The sequence below is a fragment of the Streptomyces sp. NPDC107575 genome, assembly GCF_055657265.1.
Genome location: NZ_JBVKBG010000008.1, coordinates 253,714 through 277,822 on the forward strand (window position 1 = coordinate 253,714; position 24,109 = coordinate 277,822).

At 71.2% G+C, this 24,109-nt stretch carries 18 protein-coding genes; 16 read left to right on the forward strand and 2 right to left on the reverse strand.

Translation table 11 applies throughout. From position 1 onward, the window contains the following. Nucleotides 1-160 precede the first annotated feature (160 nt). Entirely contained in the window at nucleotides 161-619 is a 459-nt protein-coding gene (locus tag ACZ7L4_RS35955) for a bifunctional DNA primase/polymerase (protein WP_472109155.1), read from the forward strand. Between the two features lie 101 nt (nucleotides 620-720). After that, nucleotides 721-2,559 carry a chitinase gene (locus tag ACZ7L4_RS35960; RefSeq protein ID WP_472109157.1) on the forward strand — a complete coding sequence of 613 codons (1,839 nt, stop codon included), beginning with the start codon at nucleotides 721-723 and terminating at the stop codon, nucleotides 2,557-2,559. On the opposite strand, the gene ACZ7L4_RS35965 is transcribed toward ACZ7L4_RS35960, so the two are convergent. Then, the gene (locus ACZ7L4_RS35965) at nucleotides 2,513-2,944 is read right to left on the reverse strand and encodes a phosphatase PAP2 family protein (protein ID WP_472109159.1); all 432 of its coding nucleotides are present in this window, start codon (nucleotides 2,942-2,944) and stop codon (nucleotides 2,513-2,515) included. The genes ACZ7L4_RS35960 and ACZ7L4_RS35965 overlap by 47 nt on opposite strands. A gap of 558 nt (nucleotides 2,945-3,502) precedes the next feature. Then, a complete protein-coding gene (gabT, locus tag ACZ7L4_RS35970; protein WP_472109160.1) occupies nucleotides 3,503-4,837 on the reverse strand; it encodes a 4-aminobutyrate--2-oxoglutarate transaminase in 1,335 nt (444 codons plus the stop codon). A 319-nt stretch (nucleotides 4,838-5,156) separates the two neighbouring features. Here gabT and ACZ7L4_RS35975 point away from each other — a divergent pair, with 319 nt between their 5' ends. The 14 genes from ACZ7L4_RS35975 (at nucleotide 5,157) to ACZ7L4_RS36040 (ending at nucleotide 24,068) form a co-directional block, all read left to right on the forward strand. Next, on the forward strand, nucleotides 5,157-7,523 hold the full coding sequence (locus ACZ7L4_RS35975; RefSeq protein WP_472109162.1) for an ATP/GTP-binding protein: 2,367 nt from the start codon (nucleotides 5,157-5,159) through the stop codon (nucleotides 7,521-7,523). A gap of 177 nt (nucleotides 7,524-7,700) precedes the next feature. After that, nucleotides 7,701-9,359 carry a PucR family transcriptional regulator gene (locus ACZ7L4_RS35980; RefSeq protein WP_472109244.1) on the forward strand — a complete coding sequence of 553 codons (1,659 nt, stop codon included), beginning with the start codon at nucleotides 7,701-7,703 and terminating at the stop codon, nucleotides 9,357-9,359. A gap of 246 nt (nucleotides 9,360-9,605) precedes the next feature. Then, nucleotides 9,606-11,048 carry an aldehyde dehydrogenase family protein gene (locus tag ACZ7L4_RS35985; protein ID WP_472109164.1) on the forward strand — a complete coding sequence of 481 codons (1,443 nt, stop codon included), beginning with the start codon at nucleotides 9,606-9,608 and terminating at the stop codon, nucleotides 11,046-11,048. Nucleotides 11,049-11,247: 199 nt separating this feature from the next. Then, nucleotides 11,248-13,197 (forward strand): acyl-CoA dehydrogenase family protein, encoded by a 1,950-nt coding sequence (locus tag ACZ7L4_RS35990; RefSeq protein WP_472109166.1) that lies wholly within the window; start codon nucleotides 11,248-11,250, stop codon nucleotides 13,195-13,197. Between the two features lie 62 nt (nucleotides 13,198-13,259). Then, nucleotides 13,260-14,528, forward strand: coding sequence for a 1-deoxy-D-xylulose-5-phosphate reductoisomerase (gene dxr, locus ACZ7L4_RS35995; RefSeq protein ID WP_472109168.1), 1,269 nt, complete (start codon nucleotides 13,260-13,262; stop codon nucleotides 14,526-14,528). Then, a complete protein-coding gene (locus tag ACZ7L4_RS36000; RefSeq protein WP_472109170.1) occupies nucleotides 14,525-15,826 on the forward strand; it encodes a M50 family metallopeptidase in 1,302 nt (433 codons plus the stop codon). The genes dxr and ACZ7L4_RS36000 overlap by 4 nt, the downstream gene beginning before the upstream one ends. A gap of 194 nt (nucleotides 15,827-16,020) precedes the next feature. Further along, nucleotides 16,021-17,178 (forward strand): flavodoxin-dependent (E)-4-hydroxy-3-methylbut-2-enyl-diphosphate synthase, encoded by a 1,158-nt coding sequence (gene ispG / locus ACZ7L4_RS36005; protein ID WP_472109172.1) that lies wholly within the window; start codon nucleotides 16,021-16,023, stop codon nucleotides 17,176-17,178. A 285-nt stretch (nucleotides 17,179-17,463) separates the two neighbouring features. Next, nucleotides 17,464-18,312 (forward strand): GNAT family N-acetyltransferase, encoded by an 849-nt coding sequence (locus tag ACZ7L4_RS36010; RefSeq protein ID WP_472109174.1) that lies wholly within the window; start codon nucleotides 17,464-17,466, stop codon nucleotides 18,310-18,312. A 116-nt stretch (nucleotides 18,313-18,428) separates the two neighbouring features. Continuing rightward, entirely contained in the window at nucleotides 18,429-19,139 is a 711-nt protein-coding gene (locus tag ACZ7L4_RS36015) for a DUF1684 domain-containing protein (protein ID WP_472109176.1), read from the forward strand. 35 nt (nucleotides 19,140-19,174) lie between these two features. Continuing rightward, nucleotides 19,175-20,692, forward strand: coding sequence for an ABC transporter substrate-binding protein (locus ACZ7L4_RS36020; protein ID WP_472109177.1), 1,518 nt, complete (start codon nucleotides 19,175-19,177; stop codon nucleotides 20,690-20,692). Between the two features lie 10 nt (nucleotides 20,693-20,702). Continuing rightward, the gene (locus ACZ7L4_RS36025) at nucleotides 20,703-21,671 is read left to right on the forward strand and encodes an ABC transporter permease (protein WP_472109178.1); all 969 of its coding nucleotides are present in this window, start codon (nucleotides 20,703-20,705) and stop codon (nucleotides 21,669-21,671) included. Beyond that, nucleotides 21,668-22,495: an ABC transporter permease gene (locus ACZ7L4_RS36030; protein WP_472109180.1), complete on the forward strand. Its 828-nt coding sequence runs from the start codon at nucleotides 21,668-21,670 to the stop codon at nucleotides 22,493-22,495. Before ACZ7L4_RS36025 ends, ACZ7L4_RS36030 begins: the two co-directional genes overlap by 4 nt. After that, nucleotides 22,492-23,298 (forward strand): ATP-binding cassette domain-containing protein, encoded by an 807-nt coding sequence (locus tag ACZ7L4_RS36035; protein ID WP_472109182.1) that lies wholly within the window; start codon nucleotides 22,492-22,494, stop codon nucleotides 23,296-23,298. The genes ACZ7L4_RS36030 and ACZ7L4_RS36035 overlap by 4 nt, the downstream gene beginning before the upstream one ends. After that, complete coding sequence (locus ACZ7L4_RS36040; protein ID WP_472109184.1) at nucleotides 23,295-24,068, forward strand: ABC transporter ATP-binding protein; 774 nt, start codon at nucleotides 23,295-23,297, stop codon at nucleotides 24,066-24,068. The genes ACZ7L4_RS36035 and ACZ7L4_RS36040 overlap by 4 nt, the downstream gene beginning before the upstream one ends. The last annotated feature ends 41 nt before the right edge of the window (nucleotides 24,069-24,109 follow it).

A 24,109-nucleotide genomic window follows, 5' to 3' on the forward strand; every position in this document is an offset into this window, starting at 1 on the left:
AGCGTACGGGTGCGCCGGTGTCGACCGCCCGGCGTACGCCCTGGTCGTACGCGCCTCCGGAAATTCACTACCTTCAGGTAACCGAAGTCGCGTAATGCCCCGGCCACTTCTCGCTCTCGTTCGTGACGATCAGCGTCGATCTGAACGAGGAGGGCCCCGCATGACTGGCTCGGGGGACAAGGCCGCCGTCGAGTGGCTGGTGTCCGTGGCACCGGATCCGGACGCCTGCCGTTGGGAGTGGGAACGCAATCCGCACGGGGTGGCGCTGCTGCCCGCGGGCGAGCGGTGGGACGTGTTGATCCTGCCGGGGGAGCTCGGCTATCCGACGCTCGACGTGCTGCGCCGGGTGATCGACAGGACGGGGCCCGTGCTCGCGGACTTCGGAGCCGCCCGCATGGGCTTCTTCGTGCCCGCGGGCACGGCCGCCCGCTGGCTCGGCACCGGGGTGCGCGCGGTGGGGCGCGGCTCCTGGATCGTGGCGCCGTACCCCGGCCGGCTCGCGGGCGGCGTGCGCTGGCTGGTGCCGCCGGACGGCTCGGGCACGCTCACGGACCCCGCGCTCCTGGAACTCGCGATGCACGAGGCGGCGGCCCAACTGGCAAGGGAAACGGGGGAGTAGTGGAGGGGCGACGGATGCCCGACCCTTGACAACTCAATTGGTCTGGACCAAGTTGGGCGCGCTCCACCGTGCCCGTTTCCCCGCCACGCCCGGAGGCAGCCATGTCCCGCTCCAGACCCCGCAGACCCCACGGACCCGGCAGGTTCCACGGGCTCCTCACGAGCCTCACGGCCGCCGCGCTCGCCGCGACCGGGCTCACCGCCCTGTCCACCACCGCGAGCGCCGCCGACGTCGACCTCGCCCGCAACGGCGGATTCGAGTCCGGCATGGACGGCTGGACCTGCTCGTCCAGTACGGGCAGAAACGTCAACGCGCCCGTCCACAGTGGCAGTTCGGCGCTCCAGGCCACGCCTTCGGGCGCCGACAACGCCCAGTGCGCGCAGACCGTCGCGGTCAAGCCCGACTCCACGTACACCCTGTCCGGATACGTCCGCGGCAGCTACGTCTACCTCGGTGCGAGCGGCACCGGCACCACGGACGTGTCGACCTGGACCCCGTCGGCGTCCGACTGGCAGCAGCTCAGGACCACTTTCAAGACCGGCCCCACCACCACCAAGGTCACGATCTACACCCACGGCTGGTACGGCAGCCCCGCCTACACCGTCGACGACCTCACCCTGCTCGGCCCGGGCGCCGGAACCCCGGCGCCGCCCGCCGCGCCCACGGGCCTGAAGACCTCGACCGTCACCGCGACGAGCGTCGGCCTGTCCTGGTCGGCGGTCCCCGGCGCCACGAGCTACGCGGTGTACCGCAACGGCACGAAGGACCGGACGGTGACCGGCACTTCGGCCACGGCCACCGGCCTCGCACCCACCACCGCGTACAGCTTCCAGGTCACGGCGCTGAACGACGCGGGCGAATCCGCGAAGTCGGCGCCGGTCACCGCGACGACGGCCGAAGGCCCCGGCGACACCGGCTCCTCCGACCTCCCGGCGCACGCCCTCGTCGGCTACCTCCACGCGAGCTTCGCCAACGGCGCGGGCTACACCCGCCTCGCCGACGTCCCCGACAGCTGGGACGTCATCGACCTCGCCTTCGGCGAACCCACCTCGACGACCTCAGGCGACATCCGCTTCGACCGCTGCCCGGCCGCCGAATGCCCCGGCGTGGAGTCCGACGCCGACTTCAAGGCCGCGATCAAGGCCAAGCAGGCGGCGGGCAAGAAGGTCCTGATCTCGATCGGCGGCCAGAACGGCCAGGTCCAGCTCACCACCACGGCCGCCCGCGACACCTTCGTCTCCTCGGTCTCGAAGATCATCGACGAGTACGGTCTCGACGGCCTCGACATCGACTTCGAGGGCCACTCCCTCTCCCTGAACGCCGACGACACCGACTTCAAGAACCCCAAGACCCCGGTGATCGTGAACCTGATCTCGGCGGTGAAGACCCTCAAGGCCAAGTACGGCGAGAAGTTCGTGCTGACCATGGTGCCGGAGACGTTCTTCGTCCAGCTCGGCTACCAGTACTACGGCACCGGCAAATGGGGCGGTCAGGACCCGCGCGCGGGGGCGTACCTCCCGGTCATCCACGCGCTGCGCGACGACCTGACGCTCCTGCACGTCCAGGACTACAACTCCGGCTCGATCATGGGCCTCGACAACCAGTACCACTCCATGGGCGGCGCCGACTTCCACATCGCGATGACCGACATGCTGCTCACCGGCTTCCCCGTCGCGGGCGACGCGAACAACGTCTTCCCGCCGCTGCGCCCCGACCAGATCGCCATCGGCATGCCGGCCTCCACCCAGGCGGGCAACGGCTACGTCTCCTCGGCCGAGACCGACAAGGCCCTCGACTGCCTCACCAAGAAGACCAACTGCGGTTCGTACACCACCCACGGCACCTGGCCCGCGCTGCGCGGCCTCATGACGTGGTCGGTGAACTGGGACCGCTTCAACAACTGGGAGTTCCAGAAGAACTTCGACGCGTACTTCGGCTGATCGCGTACGCCGCCGCGGACAGCAGGACGAGCGACAGACACCAGCTCCCCACCACGTCCGCCGGCCAGTGATACCCCTGCCGTACGAGTCCCAGGCCCACGGCCGCGTTCAGCAGGACGCAGCCCTGGGCCAGCAGGCGTGAACGCAGCAGGAGTACGCACAGCCCGTACGCGACCGCCGCCGTCGCCGCGTGGCCCGACGGGTAGAAACCCGTGGCCGGGGCCATCGGCGGCGGGCCCGGGCGGTCGACGAGGGCCTGGAGCGGGGCCACAAGCGTGGGCACCAGGGACATCGTCACCGCCGCGACGATCACAGGGAGCCAGGTCCTGGTGCGCCAGGTGACGTACGCGAGGGTCACGGCAAGGACCGGGAGGGCGACCGCCATGTTGCCGAGATCGGCGAAGAATTCGGCGGGGCCCGCGGGGATCGCACTGGTGCGGATCGTGTCGCCGAGGCGCTCGTCGTACGCGAGGAGGGGGCCGTCGGAGACGACCTGCCAGGTGAGTGCGGCGAAGAGGAGCGCTGCGAAGAGGATGAGAAAGATGGTCGGCCGGTCCGGAACAGGGGGGGTAGTTCCGAACCGGCCGAACTGGCCGGCGTGTCGCGCGCCCCGGGGGGTTTGGGGCGGGCGACCGTCCGACCGGTGAGGAGTTCCGGAGCCGGAAGCTCCGGGTGTGTGCGCGAGGGCACGACCAGGGCGAAGCTGGGGAGGCCTCGACCCGGTATCGCCCGCAGTCACCTGCGAGCGGGGTGTTTCTCTCATCTGCAGAAACCGTACGGCAGGGGCTGAGGGTGCGACACCCGGTTGGGCAACATCCCATGGGCCTCGCACACCTTCTTCACACGGCCCGACCGTCGTCGCAGGTCACGGAAGTGTCGCGGTCCGCGTCGTCACGATCGGGCGGTGTGGCTCCTGTTGCCGGAGCGGCCTCCTGAGGGTGGCTCAGAGCGCCGCGAAGGCGCTCTCGATGATGTCGAGGCCCTCGTTGAGGAGGTCCTGGCCGATGACGAGCGGCGGCAGGAAACGCAGCACGTTGCCGTAGGTGCCACAGGTGAGGACGAGCAGGCCCTCGGCGTGGCAGGCCTTGGCGAGCGCGGCGGTGGCCTCCGGGTTCGGCTCCTTGGTGGCCGGGTCCTTCACGAGCTCGACGGCGATCATGCCGCCGCGGCCGCGGATGTCGCCGATGACCGGGAACTTCTCCTGCATCGCCGACAGGCGCGACTTCATCGTCGTCTCGATCTCCTTCGCCTTGGCGTTGAGGTCGAGCTCCTTCATCGTCTCGATGGCGCCGAGCGCACCGGCGCAGGCCACCGGGTTGCCGCCGTACGTGCCGCCGAGGCCGCCCGCGTGCGCGGCGTCCATGATCTCGGCCTTGCCGGTCACGGCGGCGAGCGGGAGGCCGCCCGCGATGCCCTTGGCGGTCGTGATCAGGTCCGGGACGATGCCCTCGTCCTCGCACGCGAACCACTGGCCGGTGCGGCAGAAGCCGGACTGGATCTCGTCTGCGACGAAGACGATGCCGTTGTCGGCGGCGAACTGGCGGATCGCCGGGAGGAAGCCCTTGGCCGGCTCGATGAAGCCGCCCTCGCCGAGCACCGGCTCGATGATGATCGCGGCGACGTTGTCCGCGCCGACCTGCTTGGAGATCTGGTCGATGGCCTGCTTGGCGGCCTCGGGGCCGGCGTTCTCCTCGCCGGTCGGCCAGCGGTAGCCGTACGCCAGCGGGGCGCGGTAGACCTCGGGGGCGAACGGGCCGAAGCCGTGCTTGTACGGCATGTTCTTCGCGGTCAGCGCCATCGTCAGGTTCGTACGGCCGTGGTAGCCGTGGTCGAAGACGACGACCGCCTGGCGCTTGGTGTAGGCGCGGGCGATCTTGACGGCGTTCTCGACGGCCTCGGCACCGGAGTTGAAGAGCGCGCTCTTCTTGGCGTGGTCGCCCGGCGTCAGCTCCGCGAGGGCCTCGGCGACCGCGACGTAGCTCTCGTACGGCGTGACCATGAAGCAGGTGTGGGTGAAGTCCTGCAGCTGGGCGGAGGCGCGGCGGACCACGGCCTCGGCGGAGGCGCCCACCGAGGTCACGGCGATGCCCGAACCGAAGTCGATGAGGCGGTTCCCGTCGACGTCCTCGATGATGCCGCGGTCGACCTTGGCGGTGAACACCGGCAGCGTGGAGCCCACGCCCGCGGCGACGACCGCGGTGCGGCGGGCCTGCAGCTCCTGCGACTTCGGGCCGGGGATGGCGGTGACGACGCGGCGCTCCTGCGGGATGTCGCTCATGCGGGACTCCTGGTTCTTGATCCGGTCCCGGGCTCGGCTCGGTGTCGATGTCGCCGGGGCTGCTTTCGGGGGGTTTCTCGCAGGTTAGGGGCGGGGGAGCGGGGTGGTCATGCTCCATCCGGGCGGGGTCGGGAAAGCATGTTGTCCGTCTTGGACAGGTGTGAATCCGGTGCGGTCGCCGGTCCGGCCACGTGCGCGGGCCGCACCGGTCCCCGCCCATGGGGCGCGTATGCGGTGAACTCCCCTGGTGCGGGCATTAGATTGAGGCGCGATCGACGCACACGGCACGGACGGACCGGGCAGCTCAGGGGGCTAGGCCATGGACAGCGAAAGCGGCACGCAGGGCACGCAGGACGCGGGTGGTGGTGAGCGGCAGGCGTCCGCGCCCGTGCCGCGTCCCGCGCGGCCGCCCCGCCCGGCCGTCCCGCCGATGCCCCGGCAGGCGCCCCCCGCGGCCCGCGGCCTGGTGGCCGAGTGGCTCGCCGCGCGCCGCCCCAAGGCCCAGCCGGGCGTGTGGCGGTACGAGTACGAGCCCCGGCCGCCCCAGCAGGACACGGCCGCGGTCGGCCGCAAGCTGCTGACGTGGATGGCCCTGTCGTTCCTGGTCGGCGTCCTGCTGTGGAGCCTGTGGCGGCGCGGCACGCTGCCCTACCAGTGGGCCCCGCTCAAGATCTTCACGCCGGACAGTTGGTGGTGGCCCGGCACGACCACGCCGCGCGACTCGAGCTCGAAGGCGTGGGACGCGCTCGCCGTCTACGAAGGAGTGGCGTTCGCCCTGCTCGTCTTCCTGGTGGGGCGGTTCGGGGCCTGGGGGGAGGGCATCCAGCACTTCGTCGTGCGGCGTCCGCAGCCCGCCCGCGCGATCGTGGCCGCGGTCGCCGCCGCGGGCGTGCTGGTGTTCGTGTGGCCGGACGCGCTGGGGCTCGACTGGCGGCCGCTGCCGGTCGCCGACCCGGTGTTCTCCCTCGTCGTCCTCGTCACCGGCGGCCCCGGCGTCTTCGAGGTCCCCGTCCTCGTCTACCTGCTGTACGCCCTGATCACCGCTGCGGTGCTGTGGCCGTTCGCCCGGCTCGGCGGCTGGCTCGACGTCTGGTCCGCGCGCCGCAAGAAGGAGGCGCCGTCCCGGCCCGCCGCCCCGCCCGCGCGCGCGGCCTGGGAGCAGCTGCGCGAGGCGGGCCAGGCCCAGGCCGCCGACGTGCTCACCGCCGAGGTCGCGGGCGGCCGCATGAACGACGTCGACTGCGCCCGCGTCACCCACGCCTGGCGGTGCACCGACGACCCGGCGGCCTTCACCAAGACCGTGCTCAAGCAGGGCGCGGGCGCCTGGGCGCACCCCTCGGGCCAGCGCGATCTGCCGTCCCGCGCGGCGGCGCACGACCTGCTCGTCGGCCAGGTGCGGATCGGCTCCTACGCGCGCGACGAGCGCAATCCGCACGCGCTGCGCGGCGCGGGCGTCGCCCTCGACCCGGGCCTGCTCGGCACCTCGCTCCTCGCCGTAGGCCCGCCCGGCGCCGGCAAGACGGCGGGTGTCGTACGCCCGGTCGTCGAGTCCCTGGCGCTCCAGGCGCTCACCGGTCAGTGCGCCGTGCTCGCGGTCTGCGCGAAGGGCACCCCGCTCGGCCCCGACGAGGCGTACGACGTGGTGGTCCGGCCCGGCGACCGGGCATCGGTGCACGACCTCGACCTGTACGCGGACGCCACCGACGCGGACGAGGCGGCGGGCTTCCTCGCCGAGGGCCTCGTCGGCGACCTGGACACGGTGGACACCCGGCGCGCCGCCACCACGCTCGCCCAGCTCCTCGGCCCCTACCGCGAGGCGCACGGCACGTTCCCCGCGGTGCCGGTGCTGCGCGAACTCCTGGAGGGCGAGCCGGAGGCCCTCGCCGACCTCCACGGGAGGCTGACGGCGGACTCCGCGATGCGCCGCGAACTCGACGCCAGGCAGCGCCAGTTCGGCACGGCAGGCGACCCGAGCCCGATGCTCGCCGACCGTCTCGCGCTCCTGGACCGCCCGGTCTTCTCCGGCTTCTTCGACCCGGCGGCCGCCCGCCCGTTCTCCGTACGGGCCCTCGCGCACCACCCGCTGCGGGTCCGCGTCGACCTGCCCGAGCAGGGCCACGAAGAGGCGTCCCGGCTGCTCGCCCGGCTGCTGCTGGCCCAGTTCACCTCCGTCGTACGGGACCGGTCGGGGCGCTCCCACTTCGCCTGCCTGGTCCTCGACGACGCGGCGCGCACCGTGACCGCCGAGACCGTCCGCGGCATCCAGCGGCTGCGGTCCGCGCACGCCGGAGTGGTGCTCGGCCTGCGCACCATCGGCGAGGTCGCCGAGCCACTGCAGGGCCCGCTGTACGCGGCCGTCGGCTGCCGCATGGCGTTCTCCGGCGTCACGACGTGGGACGGCCGGCGCTTCGCGGAGGCCTGGGGCACCGAGTGGGTGGAGACCGAGGAGGTCGCGCAGCACGCCGTGTACGCGCAGGCGCCGGTGACCCGCGCGCTCTACAAGATGCGCCAGATGGTGACCGGGAAGGCCGTCACCACGGACGCCGTCACCGTCCGCAAGGTGGAGCGCGAGCGCTGGTCGGCCTCCGACCTGGCGCACGCGGTGCCGCCGGGGCACGCGGTGCTCTCGCTCACCACCGTCCGGGGCGAGCACGCTCCGCCGCTGCTCGTGGACCTGCGGGGCTGAGAGCCGCGTGAAAGCGGCTGAAGGTTGACTGAGCTTTCAGGGGGCGGGGGCCCCAGTGGTACGTACGGTGAGGCAGAATCGACACTGGTCGTTCATACGCACCGGCCAAAAGCTTCACAGGATCCACGTGTACGCCCTGCCCCCGTGTACGCCCCCGCTCACCCGAAGGCCTGGCCCATGCCGCCCACGCTCGCCTCGCTCGTCCACCACTCGGCGCTCAAGCTCGGCGTGCGCGCGGGCGAGCAGCACCTGGACACGCCTGTCCGCTGGGCGCACGTGAGCGAGCTCGCCGACCCCGTCCCGTACATGGAGGGCGGCGAACTCCTCCTGATCACCGCGCTCAAGCTGGACGCCGAGGACCCCGACGCCATGCGCCGCTACGTGAAGCGGCTCTCCGAGGCGGGCGTCGTCGGCCTGGGCTTCGCCGTCGGCGTCAACTACGACGACGTTCCCGAGGCACTCGTGAAGGCGGCGCAGAGCGAGGGCCTGCCGCTGCTCGCGGTGCCGCCGCGCACGCCGTTCATCGCCATCAGCAAGGCGGTCTCCGCCGCGATCGCCGCCGAGCAGTACAAGGCCGTCACCTCCGGGTTCGCCGCCCAGCGCGAACTCACCAAGCAGGCGCTCGGCAGCGGGCCCGAAGGGGTGCTCGCCGTGCTCGCCGCCCAGGTCGACGGGTGGGCCGCCCTGTACGACGCGTCCGGCGCCGTCGTCGCCACCGCCCCGGACTGGGCGGGCCGCCGCGCCGCCCGCCTGACCGGCGACGTCGAGCGTCTTCGGGACCGGCCCGCCCCCGCGAGCGCCGTCGTCGAGAGCGGCTCCGACGACCGGGTCGAACTGCACTCCATCGGCACGGGCCGGCGGCCCCGCGCGGCGCTCGCGGTGGGCACGGCCGCGACCCTCGGCACCGCCGAGCGCTACGCCCTGCACTCCGCGATCGCCCTCCTCACCCTCACCACCGAACGCTCCCGTGCGCTGTACGCGGCCGAGCAGCGGATCGGCGCGGCCGTCCTGCGGATGCTGCTCGCGGGGGAGCCCGACCACGCGCGGGCCGTCGCGGGCGACCTGTACGGGGCGCTGCTCGACGCCCCGTTCCGGATGGTGATCGCGGACGCCGTCGCGCCGCCGCCGAGCGGGGTGGCGCCCGCGGCCGGGGACCGGTCGACCGGGACGGCGGCGCTGCTCGCGGAGGCGGTGACCGGGGCCGGTGGCCCGGGCGTGGGTCCGTTGGCCGTCCTCGCCGACGTCGTGGAGTCCGCGGCGGCGCGCTCCGGCGAGGCGCTGCTCGTCGTCCCCGACGGCCAGCGCCTCGTGCTGCTCGCCGTCGACGGCGGTGCGGCGGCCGAGGCGTGCCTCCAGTACGCGGAGGCCCTGGAGTCGACGCGCGGGGAGGGCGCGGCCACCTCCTCGTCCGAGGACGAACTGGTCATCGGCTTCTCGGCGCCGGCCGGGCCGATCGCGGCGGTGTCCGCGTACAAGCAGGCCGAACAGGCGCTCTCCGTCGCCCGCAGGCGCGGCCGGATCCTCGTCGAGCACGAGGACGTGGCGGCGGGCTCGGTGCTGCCGTTGCTGGGCGACGACGCGGTGCGGGCGTTCGCGGACGGCCTCCTCCGGGCGCTGCGCGACCACGACGCGACGGGCCGGGGCGACCTCGTGGCCTCGCTCCGGGCGTGGCTCTCCCGGCACGGCCAGTGGGACGCGGCGGCGGCGGATCTTGGGGTCCACCGTCATACGTTGCGGTACCGGATGCGCCGGGTCGAGGAGATCCTCGGCCGCTCCCTGGACGACCCGGACGTCCGCATGGAGCTGTGGCTGGCGCTGAAGGCGACGGGGGCGTAAAGGCCGGGGCTCCGCCCCGTACCCCGCTCCTCAAACGCCGGAGGGGCTGGATGTGGTCATTTCAAGCCCCTGCGGCGATTGAGCAGCGGGGTCCGGGGCGGAGCCCCGAGGCTGTAACGCCGTTGTGCCGATCCGTCGAAGAAGGCCTCGCTGACCACTCCGCAATGTCGAAACCGCCACCCACCACACCCGCTCTACCTTGGTCACACCCACCGCAACATCCACGGAGAGGCCGGTAACCGCCCCATGACCACCCACGCCTTCTGGCTCGCCGGCCGCCAGGCCACCGGTGACACGACGTTCGACGTCCACAACTCCTACGACGGCCGCCTCGTCGGCACCGTCGCCGAGCCCACCGAGGCCCAGGTGGAGGAGGCCGTCGCCGCCGCCCACGCCGTGGTCGACGAGTTCGCCGCGACCCCCGCCCACGTACGGGCCAAGGCCCTGAACCACGTGGCCGACCGCCTGGTCGAGCGCACCGAGGAGATCGCCCAGCTGATCTCCGCGGAGAACGGCAAGCCGATCAAGTGGGCCCGCGGCGAGGTCGGCCGCGCCGTCTCCGTGTTCCGCTTCTCCGCCGAGGAGGCCCGCCGCTGGAACAGCGGGGAGGCCCAGCGCCTCGACACCGACGCGGGCGGCACGGGCCGCATGGCGATCACCCGCCGCATCCCGAAGGGCGTCGTCCTCGGCATCGCCCCGTTCAACTTCCCGCTGAACCTCAGCGCCCACAAGGTCGCCCCGGCCATCGCGGTGGGCGCGCCCATCATCCTCAAGCCGGCCCCGGCCACCCCGATCTCCTCGCTGATCCTCGGCGAGCTGCTCGCGGAGACCGAGCTCCCGGCCGGTTCCTGGTCCGTCCTCACGGTCCCGAACGACCGCATGCCCGCCCTCGTCCAGGACGAGCGCCTCCCGGTCATCTCCTTCACCGGCTCGGGCCCGGTCGGCTACGCGATCATGGACAGCGTCCCGCGCAAGCACTGCACCCTGGAGCTCGGCGGCAACGGCGCGGCCGTCGTCCTCGCCGACTACTCCTCCGAGGCGGACCTGGACTGGGCGGCGCAGCGGATCGCCACCTTCTCCAACTACCAGGGCGGCCAGTCCTGCATCTCGGTGCAGCGCGTCATCGCCGACGCCGCGGTGTACGACCGGCTGCTCCCGAAGATCGTCGCGGCCGTCGAGGCCCAGGTCACCGGCGACCCGGCGGACGACGCCACCGACGTCGGCCCGCTGGTCAGCGAGGACGCCGCCAAGCGCGTCGAGTCGTGGGTGAACGAGGCCGTGGAGGCGGGCGCGTCCCTCCTCGCCGGCGGCAAGCGCGAGGGTGCCACCTACGCGCCCACCGTCCTCGCCGACGTCCCCGCCGACACCACCATCGCCTGCGAAGAGGTCTTCGGCCCCGTCCTCACGGTCAAGAAGGTGGACGGCGAGGCCGAGGCCTTCGCCGCCGTCAACGATTCCAAGTACGGCCTCCAGGCGGGCGTGTTCACGCACGACCTCCAGACCGCGTTCCGTGCCCACCGCGCGCTCGAGGTCGGCGGCGTGGTCATCGGCGACGCTCCGTCCTACCGCGCCGACCAGATGCCGTACGGCGGCGCCAAGCAGTCCGGCGTCGGCCGCGAGGGCGTCAAGTTCGCCATGGACGACTACACGTACGAGCGCGTCCTCGTCCTGACGGGCCTCGCCCTCTAGGACACCGCGAAGACCCCGGCGCGCGCCTGAATCCGCGCGCCGGTCACGACGGCCGGAGCCCACTGTGCGGGGGCTCCGGCCGTCGGCGTTCGGGTGCACGGGGACTGGTCGACATGCCCGTTATCGGGTACATACGATCCAGTAGCACCGGTCGGTAACGAGCCGGGCGGTGGACCCGACGCGCGGCGAGGTGAACCTCATGTCCGCAACATCCCCCGCACCACAGCACCGGGCGAAGGTCTCCGAGAAGGAGGCACGCCAGGTCGCCGAGGCGGCCCGCGAACAGGACTGGCGCAAGCCCAGCTTCGCCAAGGAACTGTTCCTCGGCCGGTTCCGGCTCGACCTCATCCACCCGCACCCGATGCCCGCGGACGAGGACGCGCAGCGCGGCGAGGAATTCCTCGCCAAGCTCCGCGACTTCTGCGAGACGAAGATCGACTCGGCCCGCATCGAGCGCGAGTCGCGGATCCCCGACGAGACGATCAACGGGCTCAAGGAGCTCGGCGCGCTCGGCATGAAGATCGATACGAAGTACGGCGGCCTCGGGCTCACGCAGGTCTACTACAACAAGTCGCTCGCCCTGGTCGGTTCGGCCTCGCCCGCCATCGGCGCGCTGCTCTCCGCGCACCAGTCCATCGGCGTCCCCCAGCCGCTCAAGCAGTTCGGCACGCAGGAGCAGAAGGAGACGTTCCTGCCGCGCTGCGCCCGCACCGACATCTCCGCGTTCCTGCTCACCGAGCCCGACGTCGGCTCCGACCCGGCCCGGCTCGCCACCACCGCTGTCCCCGAGGGCGACGAGTACGTCCTCGACGGCGTGAAGCTGTGGACGACGAACGGCGTCGTGGCCGACCTCCTCGTCGTCATGGCCCGCGTACCGAAGTCGGAGGGCCACAAGGGCGGCATCACCGCGTTCGTCGTCGAGGCGGCCTCCGAGGGCATCACCGTGGAGAACCGCAACGCCTTCATGGGCCTGCGCGGCATCGAGAACGGCGTCACCCGCTTCCACCAGGTCAAGGTCCCCGCGGCGAACCGGATCGGCCCCGAGGGCGCGGGCCTGAAGATCGCCCTCACCACGCTCAACACCGGCCGGCTCTCCCTGCCCGCCATGTGCGTCGGCGCCGGCAAGTGGTGTCTGAAGATCGCCCGCGAGTGGTCGGCGGAGCGCGAGCAGTGGGGCAGGCCGGTCGCGTTCCACGAGGCGGTCGGCTCGAAGATCTCGTTCATCGCGGCGACGTCCTTCGCGCTCGAAGCCGTCCTCGACCTCTCCTCGCAGATGGCCGACGAGGACCGCAACGACATCCGCATCGAGGCCGCCCTCGCCAAGCTCTACGGCTCCGAGATGGCCTGCCTGATGGCCGACGAACTCGTCCAGATCCGCGGCGGCCGCGGCTTCGAGACGGCCGAGTCCCTCGCGGCCCGCGGCGAACGCGCCGTCCCCGCCGAACAGGTCCTGCGCGACCTGCGCATCAACCGCATCTTCGAGGGCTCGACCGAGATCATGCACCTGCTGATCGCGCGCGAGGCCGTGGACGCCCACCTGTCCGTCGCCGGGGACCTGATCGACCCCGACAAATCCCTCTCGGACAAGGCGAAGGCGGGCGCGAAGGCGGGCGGCTTCTACGCCAAGTGGCTCCCGAAGCTGGTCGCTGGACCCGGCCAACTCCCGCGCACCTACGCCGAGTTCCACCCGCCCGGGCACCCGGACCTCTCCACCCACCTCCGCTTCGTCGAACGCTCCGCCCGCAAGCTCGCCCGCTCCACCTTCTACGCCATGTCCCGCTGGCAGGGCCGCATGGAGACCAAGCAGGGCTTCCTCGGCCGGATCGTCGACATCGGCGCCGAACTCTTCGCCATGAGCGCCGCCTGCGTGCGCGCCGAACTGCTGCGCACCACGGAGGCGTACGGCCGCGAGGCGTACCAGCTCGCCGACGCCTTCTGCCGCCAGTCCCGCATCCGCGTCGACGAACTCTTCGACCGCCTGTGGACCAACACCGACGAGCTCGACCGCAAGGTCGTCAAGGGCGTCATCGGCGGCACGTACACCTGGCTGGAAGAGGGCGTCGTCGACCCCAGCGGCGAAGGACCCTGGATCGCGGAGGCGACCCCCGGACCGAGCAAACGCGAGAACGTCCACCGCCCGATCCGCTGATCCCCGGCCACCTTGTGCCATCCCGTGTCGGACGCACAGGGAGTTCACGCAAGAATGGGGGGATGAGCGACAGCCCATCCCCCCTCGCGGACCCGCACCTCGTCTTCGACCCGGCCCCGACCGACGCCCCTCGTGACGTCGTCGTCCTGGGCTCCACGGGCTCCATCGGCACGCAGGCCGTCGACCTCGTCCTGCGCAATCCCGACCGGTTCCGCGTCACCGCGCTGAGCGCCGCGGGCGGCCGCGTCGAGCTGCTCGCCGAGCAGGCGCACCGGCTGCGCGTACGCACGGTCGCCGTGGCCCGCGAGGACGCCGTGCCCGCGCTGCGCGAGGCACTGGCCGCGCAGTACGGGGCGGGGGAGCAGCTCCCCGAGATCCTCGCAGGGCCCGACGCCGCCACCGAGATCGCGGGCCGCGGCGACTGCCACACCGTCCTCAACGGCATCACCGGCTCCATCGGCCTCGCCCCGACGCTCGCCGCCCTCGAAGCGGGCCGCACCCTCGCGCTCGCCAACAAGGAGTCGCTGATCGTCGGCGGCCCGATCGTCAAGCGCATCGCCAAGCCCGGCCAGATCATCCCGGTCGACTCCGAGCACGCCGCGCTCTTCCAGGCCCTCGCCGGCGGCACCCGCTCCGACGTCCGCAAGCTCGTCGTCACCGCGTCCGGCGGCCCCTTCCGGGGACGTACGAAGGCGGACCTCGCGAACGTCACGGTGGACGACGCCCTCGCGCACCCCACCTGGGCGATGGGCCCGGTCATCACGATCAACTCCTCGACCCTGGTCAACAAGGGCCTGGAGGTCATCGAGGCGCACCTGCTGTACGACATCCCCTTCGACCGCATCGAGGTCGTCGTCCACCCGCAGTCCTACGTGCACTCCATGGTCGAGTTCACCGACGGCTCGACGCTCGCCCAGGCGACCCCGCCCGACATGCGCGGCCCGATCGGCATCGGCATCGGCTGGCCCGAGCGAATTCCCGACGCGGCCCCCGCTTTCGACTGGACGAAGGCCTCCACCTGGGAGTTCTTCCCGCTCGACACCGAGGCCTTCCCCGCGGTGGGGCTCGCCCGGCACGTGGGGGAGCTCGCGGGCACGGCCCCGGCGGTGTTCAATGCCGCCAACGAGGAGTGCGTGGACGCGTTCTTGAAGGGCGCCCTGCCGTACAACGGGATCATGGAAACCGTGACGAAGGTCGTGGAAGAACACGGCACACCCGGAACGGGAACTTCGCTCACCGTCGCGGACGTCCTCGAAGCGGAGACCTGGGCGCGCGCCCGGGCCCGTGAACTGACCGCAACGGACAAGGCAGCCGCGGAGGCCCGTGCATGACGACCTTGATGATGATCCTCGGCGTAGTCATCTTCGCGGTGGGTCTGCTCTTCTCCATCGCCTGGCACGAGCTGGGCCACCTGTCGACGGCGAAGCTGTTCGGCATCCGCGTGCCCCAGTACATGGTCGGCTTCGGCCCGACCGTCTTCTCGCGCAAGAAGGGCGAGACCGAGTACGGCGTCAAGGCGATCCCGCTCGGCGGGTACATCCGCATGATCGGCATGTTCCCGCCCGGCGCCGACGGCCGGATCGAGTCCCGCTCGACCTCGCCGTTCCGCTCCATGGTGGAGGACGCGCGGGCCGCGGCCTTCGAGGAGCTGAAGGAGGGCGACGAGACCCGCCTCTTCTACACGCGCAAACCGTGGAAGCGCGTCATCGTCATGTTCGCGGGCCCGTTCATGAACCTGATCCTCGCGATCGGCCTGTTCCTGACGGTCCTGATGGGCTTCGGCGTCACCCAGCAGACGAACGTCGTGTCGTCCGTCTCCTCCTGCGTCATCCAGGCCAGCGCCAACCGCGACAGCTGCAAGGCATCCGACCCCGAGTCCCCGGCGAAGGCGGCGGGCCTGCAGCCGAAGGACAAGATCGTGTCCTTCAACGGAGTCGCGACGGACGAGTGGAACGCGCTGTCCGACGAGATCCGCAAGAGCGCCGGTGACACGGTGCCGATCGTGGTCGAGCGCGACGGACAGCAGCAGACGCTGACCGCGAAGATCGCCACGAACCAGGTGCCGAAGAAGGACGCCAGCGGCCAGATCACCGACGGCTACGTCAACGCCGGCTTCCTCGGCTTCACCGCCGCCACCGGCGTCGTACGGCAGGACTTCGGCGACTCCGTCACCTGGATGTCCGACCGGGTGAGCGACGCGGTGGACTCGATCATCGCGCTGCCCGCGAAGATCCCCGCCCTGTGGGACGCGGCGTTCGGCGACGGCCCGCGCGAGCAGGACTCGCCGATGGGCGTGGTCGGCGCGGCCCGGGTCGGCGGCGAGATCTTCACCCTGGACATTCCGCCGACGCAGCAGCTGGCGATGGCGTTGATGCTGGTCGCGGGCTTCAACCTGTCGCTCTTCCTGTTCAACATGCTGCCGCTGCTGCCGCTCGACGGCGGGCACATCGCGGGCGCGCTGTGGGAGGCGCTGCGCAGGAACCTGGCGAAGGTGTTCCGCCGTCCGGACCCGGGCCCGTTCGACGTGGCGAAGCTCATGCCGGTGGCGTACGTGGTGGCCGGTGTCTTCGTCTGTTTCACCATCCTCGTGCTGATCGCGGACGTGGTGAACCCGGTGAAAATCTCCTGATCTCTCCTGATCAGACACCGGACGGGTGCCGGATACACAGCGTTCGGACGTTGTTCGGGACTGCCCGGCACCCTGAGTGCCGGGCAGTCCCTCTTTATGAGGGTTTGCGGGGGCGCGATGTGCTGGTGCACGCGCCGGTGACGTAATCTCGGAAGCCTCTGGACTCGATCCACATCCTTGGGGTTGCACAGCAGATGACTGCGATTTCTCTCGGCATTCCGTCGGTACCGACCAAGCTCGCCGAGCGGCGCAAGAGCCGCCAGATCCAGGTCGGCACCGTGGCGGTCGGCGGAGACGCGCCCGTTTCGGTGCAGTCCATGACCACGACGCGCACCTCCGACATCGGCGCGACCCTGCAGCAGATCGCCGAGCTGACGGCCTCCGGCTGCCAGATCGTCCGCGTGGCCTGCCCGACGCAGGACGACGCCGACGCGCTGCCCGTCATCGCCAGGAAGTCGCAGATCCCCGTGATCGCGGACATCCACTTCCAGCCGAAGTACGTCTTCGCGGCCATCGAGGCCGGCTGCGCCGCGGTCCGCGTGAACCCGGGCAACATCAAGCAGTTCGACGACAAGGTCAAGGAGATCGCCCAGGCGGCGAAGGACCACGGCACGCCGATCCGCATCGGTGTGAACGCGGGCTCCCTCGACAAGCGGCTGCTGCAGAAGTACGGCAAGGCGACGCCCGAGGCGCTCGCCGAGTCGGCGCTGTGGGAGGCGGGCCTCTTCGAGGAGCACGGCTTCCGCGACATCAAGATCTCCGTGAAGCACAACGACCCGGTGGTCATGGTCAACGCGTACCGGCAGCTCGCCGCGCAGTGCGACTACCCGCTGCACCTCGGTGTGACCGAGGCGGGTCCCGCCTTCCAGGGCACGATCAAGTCGTCCGTCGCCTTCGGCGCGCTGCTCGCCGAGGGCATCGGCGACACGATCCGCGTCTCGCTCTCCGCCCCGCCGGTCGAGGAGATCAAGGTCGGCAACGCGATCCTGGAGTCCCTCAACCTCAAGCCGCGCCGCCTGGAGATCGTCTCCTGCCCGTCCTGCGGCCGCGCCCAGGTCGACGTCTACAAGCTCGCCGAGGAGGTCACCGCCGGCCTCGAGGGCATGGAGGTCCCGCTGCGCGTGGCCGTCATGGGCTGTGTCGTGAACGGGCCGGGCGAGGCGCGCGAGGCCGACCTCGGTGTCGCGTCCGGCAACGGCAAGGGCCAGATCTTCGTCAAGGGCGAGGTCATCAAGACGGTGCCCGAGTCGAAGATCGTCGAGACGCTGATCGACGAGGCGATGAAGATCGCCGAGCAGATGGAGAAGGACGGAATCCCGTCCGGTGAGCCCTCGGTCTCCATCGCCGGCTGACCCGTCACCGCCAGGCCCGCGCACCCTTCCGGGTGGGCGGGCCTTTCGCGTCGGCGGCTGCGGTCCCGTCGTGGCCCTGATGCAGCGGCGAAGCCGCTGCTTTCAGGGGCGCGGGGAACTGCGCAAACCACCTACGAACCGCAGCCGCCGACGCAACACAAGCAAACGCACGCCCCACGCGGGGGCCGCCCCCGGAAAGGGGGCCGAATCGTCGACCCGCCACACCCGCGGAGCGCCAGGTACAGTGCGGAGATCAGTAGCCCATCTGGTGAGGCCCCTCCGCACGTGTTGACTCAGACCACCACCCGGGTCCTCGAACCGAGCGACCTCGACGCCGCGCTCGCCGTCCTCGACCGCGAGCCCGTCGCGAACGCCTTCGTCACGGCCCGGGTCCGGGCCGCGGGCCTCGACCCGTGGCGGCTCGGCGGCGAGATGTGGGGCTGGTACGAGGACGGGATGCTGGAGTCCCTGTGCTACGCGGGCGCCAACCTCGTCCCGATCTGCGCGACCGACCGCGCCATCCGCGGCTTCGCCGACCGCGCCCGCCGCGCGGGCCGCCGCTGCTCCTCCATCGTCGGCCCCGCGGAGCCCACCGCCCGCCTGTGGCAGCTGCTCGAACCGGGCTGGGGCCCGGCCCGCGAGATCCGCTCCCAGCAGCCGCTGATGGTGACCGACCGGATGCCCGCGGACGTCACCCCCGACCCGTACGTCCGCCGCGTCCGCAAGGACGAGATGGACACGATCATGCCGGCGTGCGTGGCGATGTTCACCGAGGAGGTCGGCGTCTCCCCGCTGGCCGGCGACGGCGGACTGCTCTACCAGGCACGGGTGGCCGAACTGGTCGGCTCGGGCCGCTCCTTCGCCCGCCTCGACGAGCACGGCAAGGTCGCCTTCAAGGCGGAGATCGGCGCCGCGACCGATCAGGTCTGCCAGATCCAGGGCGTGTGGGTGGCCCCCGAGTACCGGGGCCTCGGCCTCGCCGCCCCCGGCATGGCGGCGGTCCTGCGCTACGCCCTCGCCGACGTCGCCCCCGTGGTCAGCCTCTACGTCAACGACTTCAACACCCCGGCCCGCTCCGCGTACCGGCGCGTGGGATTCGAAGAGGTCGGGGCGTTCATGAGCGTGCTGTTCTAGCCACCCTGTGGTGCCCGTCTCATCTCCTTCGTGCGCATTGACATTAGTAAGTCTTATGGACCATAAAGGTACTGCTTTGCTTTGGTTCAAGCTTCACTGACTGTAGGTGCCTCTCGATGTCTGCTCCCGGTTCCGGCCTGGCCGCCTGGCAGGAATGGCGTGCCGACCGGCACCGCTCCCTCACCGCCCCCACGGGCAACCTCGCCCTCGTCGAGACCCGCTGGCTCCCGGCCGGCGAGACCCCCGACCTCGACGCTGCCCGCGCGAGGCAGCCGGACACCGTCACCGTGACGGCCCTGGAGCGCACCGACATGGTCACCGGCGCCCCCGAGCACGGACTGCGGTTCTGGGACGCGAACTCCCCGGCGATCCAGGCCTTCGAGGGCGTCGACGCCTTCGCGTACGACCCGTCCTGGGTCCTCGACGCCACGTACACGCCCGTCGAGGGCGCCCGCACGGTCGCCTTCGAGCACCTGCGGGACAACGGCGGAACCCGCGAGAAGGTCGTCCCCGGCGACATCGCCCTGACGATCGACGGCACCGACTACACGCTCTCCGCGTTCGACGACGACGGCACCCTCCTCCTCGTCTTCGGCGACCCCACCAACGGCGACAGCACCTACGGCGCGGGCCGCTTCCTCTTCGTCGAGCACACCGGCGAGGGCCGCGTGCGCCTCGACTTCAACCGGGCCTTCGTGCCCCCGTGCGGCTTCTCCGATCAGTACAACTGTCCGATGCCGCCGCGGCAGAACCGTCTCCACCTGCCCGTCGAGGCAGGCGAGAAGCTCCCGGTCCTCCGCGACGGCGCCGCCGGCACCGCTCACTGATCGACTCCCCGCACCCCTTCACGTAAGGCCCCCTCATGCGCGTCTCCAAGAGATCCCTGTCCGTCGGCACGCTCACCGTCGCCCTCGCCGTCACGCTCGCCGCCTGCGGCGGAGGCTCGAACTCGGCCTCCGGCGGCGGCGCGTACGACAAGAACGCCTCGGTCAACATCGGCTCCCTCTACGAGCCGCAGAACCTCGACAACACCGCGGGCGGCGGCCAGGGCGTCACCGAGGCGCTCAACGGCAACGTCTACGAGGGCCTGTTCAAGCTCACCGACAAGGGCAAGGTCGAGAAGCTCCTCGCCGACGACTACAAGGTCAGCGGCGACGGCCTCACCTACACCTTCACCCTCCGCGACGACGTCAAGTTCCACAGCGGCAAGAAGCTGACCAGCGAGGACGTCAAGTACAGCCTGGAGAAGGTGATCGCGAAGGACTCGCAGTCCGCGCGGAAGTCGAACCTCGAGGTCATCAAGGACGTCGCCACCCCCGACGCGAAGACCGTCAAGGTCACGCTGTCGAAGAAGTCGATCTCCTTCGTCTACAACCTCAGCTACGTCTGGATCATCAACTCCGACGCGAAGAACTTGAAGACGACCGAGGACGGCACCGGCCCGTACCAGCTGAAGAAGTGGACCCGCGGGTCTGCCCTCAGCCTCGACCGGTTCGGCGGCTACTGGGGCGACGCGGCCAAGAACAAGCAGGTCGTCTTCCACTACTACAAGGACGCGACCGCCCTCAACAACGCGCTCCAGACAGGCGCCGTCGACGTCGTCACCAGCGAGCAGTCGCCCGACGCCCTCGACCAGTTCAAGTCGGACCAGAACTACAAGGTCAACGACGGCAACTCGACCACCAAGCTGCTCCTCGCCTTCAACGACAAGGCCAAGCCGTTCACGGACGTCAAGGTCCGCCAGGCCGTCTCCGCCGCCATCGACGACAAGAAGCTGCTCGAATCCGTCTGGGGCGGCTACGGCAAGCAGATCGGGTCGATGGTGCCGCCCACCGACCCCTGGTACGAGGACCTGACCGACGTCAACGCGCACGACGTCGCCAAGGCCAAGAAGCTCCTCAAGGAGTCGGGCCACGCGAAGGGCTTCAGCTTCACGCTCGACACCCCGAACTACGACCCGCACCCCACCGCCGCGACCTTCATCAAGTCGCAGCTCGCCAAGGTCGGCATCACCGTCAAGATCAACACGATCACGCCCGACGAGTGGTACACGAAGGTCTACAAGAACCACGACTTCACGGCCACGCTCCAGGAGCACGTCAACGACCGCGACCTCGTCTGGTACGGCGACCCCGACTTCTATTGGGGCTACGACGACAAGCAGGTCCAGGACTGGGTCGCCAAGGCCGAGCAGGCGTCCAGCACCCAGGAACAGACCGAGCTGCTCAAGAAGGTCAACCGCAAGACCGCCGAGGACGCGGCCAGCGACTGGCTCTACCTGTATCCGCAGCTCGTCGTCGCGAACACCAAGCTGTCCGGCTACCCGGTCAACGGCCTGAACTCGCAGTTCTTCGCGTACGACATCAAGAAGAGCAGCTGAGCCAGGGGACATGACCCGCTATCTCCTGCGGAGACTGGTGTTCCTGCTGGTCTCCCTCGCCCTCGCGTCCGTCGTGCTGTTCGTCCTCCTGCGGATGCTGCCCGGCGACCCGGCGAACGCGCTCACCTCGGTGGGCGCCTCGCCGGAGCAGATCGCCGCGGCCCGGCACGCCATCGGCTCCGACAAGCCGCTGCCCGAGCAGTTCACGCACTGGATCGGCCAGCTGGCGAGCGGCGACCTCGGCACGTCCTTCGTGTCGTCGCTGCCCGTCGGCCCGGAGGTGACGCAGCGCCTGAACGTGACGGTGCCGCTGACGCTCTCGGCGTTCGTGCTCGCCGTGCTCATCGCGGTCCCGGCCGGCTTCGTGGCCGCGTACAAGAAGAACACCTGGTACGGGGCGCTGCTCAGCGGCGTCTCCCAACTCGGCATCGCCGTCCCGGTGTTCTGGCTCGGCATGATCCTCATCGCCGTGTTCGCGCTGAACGCGGGCTGGCTGCCGTCCGGCGGCTTCCCGCAGGACGGCTGGGACACCCCGGGACCCGCCGTGCAGTCGCTGGTGCTGCCGGTGGTCACGGTCGCGCTCGTCATGTCGGCGTCCCTGATCCGCTACGTACGGTCCGCGACGCTCGACGTCCTCGACAGCGAGTACCTGCGCACCGCGCGCGCACTCGGCTCGTCGTTCGGGCGGGCGATGTGGCGGCACGGGCTGCGCAACGCGTCCGTGCCGGTCATCTCGATCCTCGGCATCGAACTCGCCTCGACCCTGCTCGGCGCGGTCGTCGTCGAGTCCGTGTTCGCGCTGCCAGGGCTCGGCTCCATGCTCGCGACGGGGATCGGGCAGCACGACTACCCGGTGATCCAGGGCGTGCTGTTCGTGTCGACGTTCGGAGTGCTGATCATCGGATTCCTCGCCGACCTCGTGCAGCGGATCGTGGACCCGCGCCTCCGCGGCCGCCTCTCGGGCGGAGGTGCCCGATGAAGCGCCGGTCCTCCCTCACGCTCTGGACGGGCGGCGTGTTCGCCGGACTCGTCGTCCTGCTCGCGCTCGTCTCCCTGTTCTGGCTGCCGTACGACAGCGACGACACGTCCGGCGGCCGGCTCGCCGGGCCCGGCGGCGGGCACCTGCTCGGCACCGACAAGCTCGGGCGCGACCTGTTCACGCAGCTCATGACCGGTTCGCGGATCGCGGTCCAGGCGGGGCTCGGCTCGGTCGCCGTGGCGGCGCTCCTTGGCGTGACCCTGGGGCTGCTCGCGGCGTTCGCGCAGGGCTGGTTCGACGACACGCTCTCCGCGCTGCTCGACATCCTCATCGCGTTCCCGACGCTGCTGCTCGCGATGCTGATCGTCGCCGCGAGGTCGGCGACGCTCGGCTCGGCGATCCTCGCGATCGGCCTCGCGCAGAGCGCGGTCGTGGCCCGGCTGACCCGCATCCTCGTCAAGCGGGTCCTCGCGCAGGACTACATCACGGCGTCCCGCACGTCGGGCACGAGCTGGCCGCGCATCGTGGCCGGGCACGTCCTGCCCAACATCTGGCCGACGCTCGCGGTGAACCTGGCGCTCCAGTTCGGCCTCGCCGTCCTCGCGGAGGCGGGCCTGTCCTACCTCGGCCTCGGCGCACCGCCGCCCAACGCCTCGTGGGGCCGGATGCTCCAGGAGGCGCAGGCGACGTTCACGACGGCACCGGCGGGCGCGCTCGCGCCGGGCGTGCTGCTCGTGCTGCTGGTGATCGGGGTCAACCTGGTCGCGGACGGGCTGCGCGACGTGCTCGACCCGACGGCACGGAAGGAGCGGGTGGCGACATGAGCGAACCGTTGCTCTCCGTAGAGGGACTCACGATCCGTACGGGGGACGGGCGCGAGCTGGTGTCAGGACTCGGCTTCGAGATCGCGCGCGGCGAACGCCTCGGCCTCATCGGCGAGTCGGGCTCCGGCAAGTCCCTGACGACGCTGGCGGCTCTCGGGCTGCTGCCCGCGGGCATGACAGTGACCGGCAGCGTACGGCTGGACGGTACGCAGATCGTCGGCGCCAGCGAGAAGACCCTCGTGGGCGTACGCGGCCGGAGCGCGGCCGTCGTCTTCCAGGAACCGCTCACCGCGCTCGACCCGCTGATGCGGGTGGGCAAGCAGATCGCGGAACCGCTGCGCAGGCGGCGGGGGCTGAAGGGCGCGGCGCTGCGGTCGGCGGTGACCGACCTGCTGGAGCAGGTACGCCTCCCGGACCCGGCCCGCATCGCCCGCGCCTTCCCGCACGAGATCTCCGGCGGTCAGCGCCAGCGCGTGGCCCTCGCCATGGCGCTCGCCTGCGACCCGGCGCTGCTCGTCGCGGACGAGCCGACGACGGCGCTGGACGTGACCGTGCAGGCCGAGATGCTGGAACTGATCGACGGACTGGTGCGCGAGCGCGGCATGGCGGTCCTCTTCGTCAGCCACGACCTGGCGGTGGTGTCGAAGGTGACGGACCGCGTCCTGGTGATGAAGGACGGGCGCGCGGTCGAGTCCGGCGCGGTGGCCGACGTCGTGCGGGCGCCGCGCGAGGCGTACACGAAGGCGCTCGTGGACAGCGCGCGGCAGCTGGAGTCCGCGCTCGACCTGGGAGGTGCGCCATGAGCGCCCCTGTGCTGGAACTCGACGGGGTGTCGTACGCGTACCGGGGCGCCGTGGCACCCGTGGTCACGGACGTGTCGGTGACGGTGGAGACCGGGCAGAGCCTCGCGCTCGTCGGTGAGTCGGGCGCAGGGAAGACGACCCTCCTTCGCATGCTGCTCGGCCTCGCCCGGCCCACGTCCGGGACGGTCCGCTTCGACGGGGACGAGCTGCGGCCGCGCGACCGCGCGCAGATGAAGGCGTTCCGGCGCAGCGTGCAGTGCGTCTTCCAGGACCCGTACGCCTCGTTGGACCCGCGGCAGCGGGTGCGGCGGATCGTGGCCGAGCCACTGCGCTCGCTCGGCGTCGCGACGGGGGAGGAGGCGGACCGGAAGGTCGCGCACGCCCTCGAACGGGTGGGGCTCCCGGCCGACGCGGGGGAGCGGTACCCGCACGAGTTCTCCGGCGGGCAGCGCCAGCGCATCGCCATCGCGCGGGCCTCGGTCTGCGATCCGCGGGTCCTCCTCGCCGACGAACCGGTCTCGGCCCTGGACGTCACGACGCGGGTCAAGGTCGTCGACCTGCTGGCCGAGCTGAAGGAGACGGCGGGCCTGACGATCGTGATGGTCTCCCACGACCTGTCGGTGGTGGCGGCGCTGTGTGAGCACACGGCTGTGCTGGAACGGGGGCGGGTGGTGGAATCAGGCCCCACGCCGTCGGTCCTGGGCGAGCCCACCCATCCGTACACGCGACGCCTCCTCTCCAGCGTCCCGAGACTCCCTGCGGCACCGTAGCTTCGGGGCTCCGCCCTGGACCCCGAGCGGGCTGGACATTT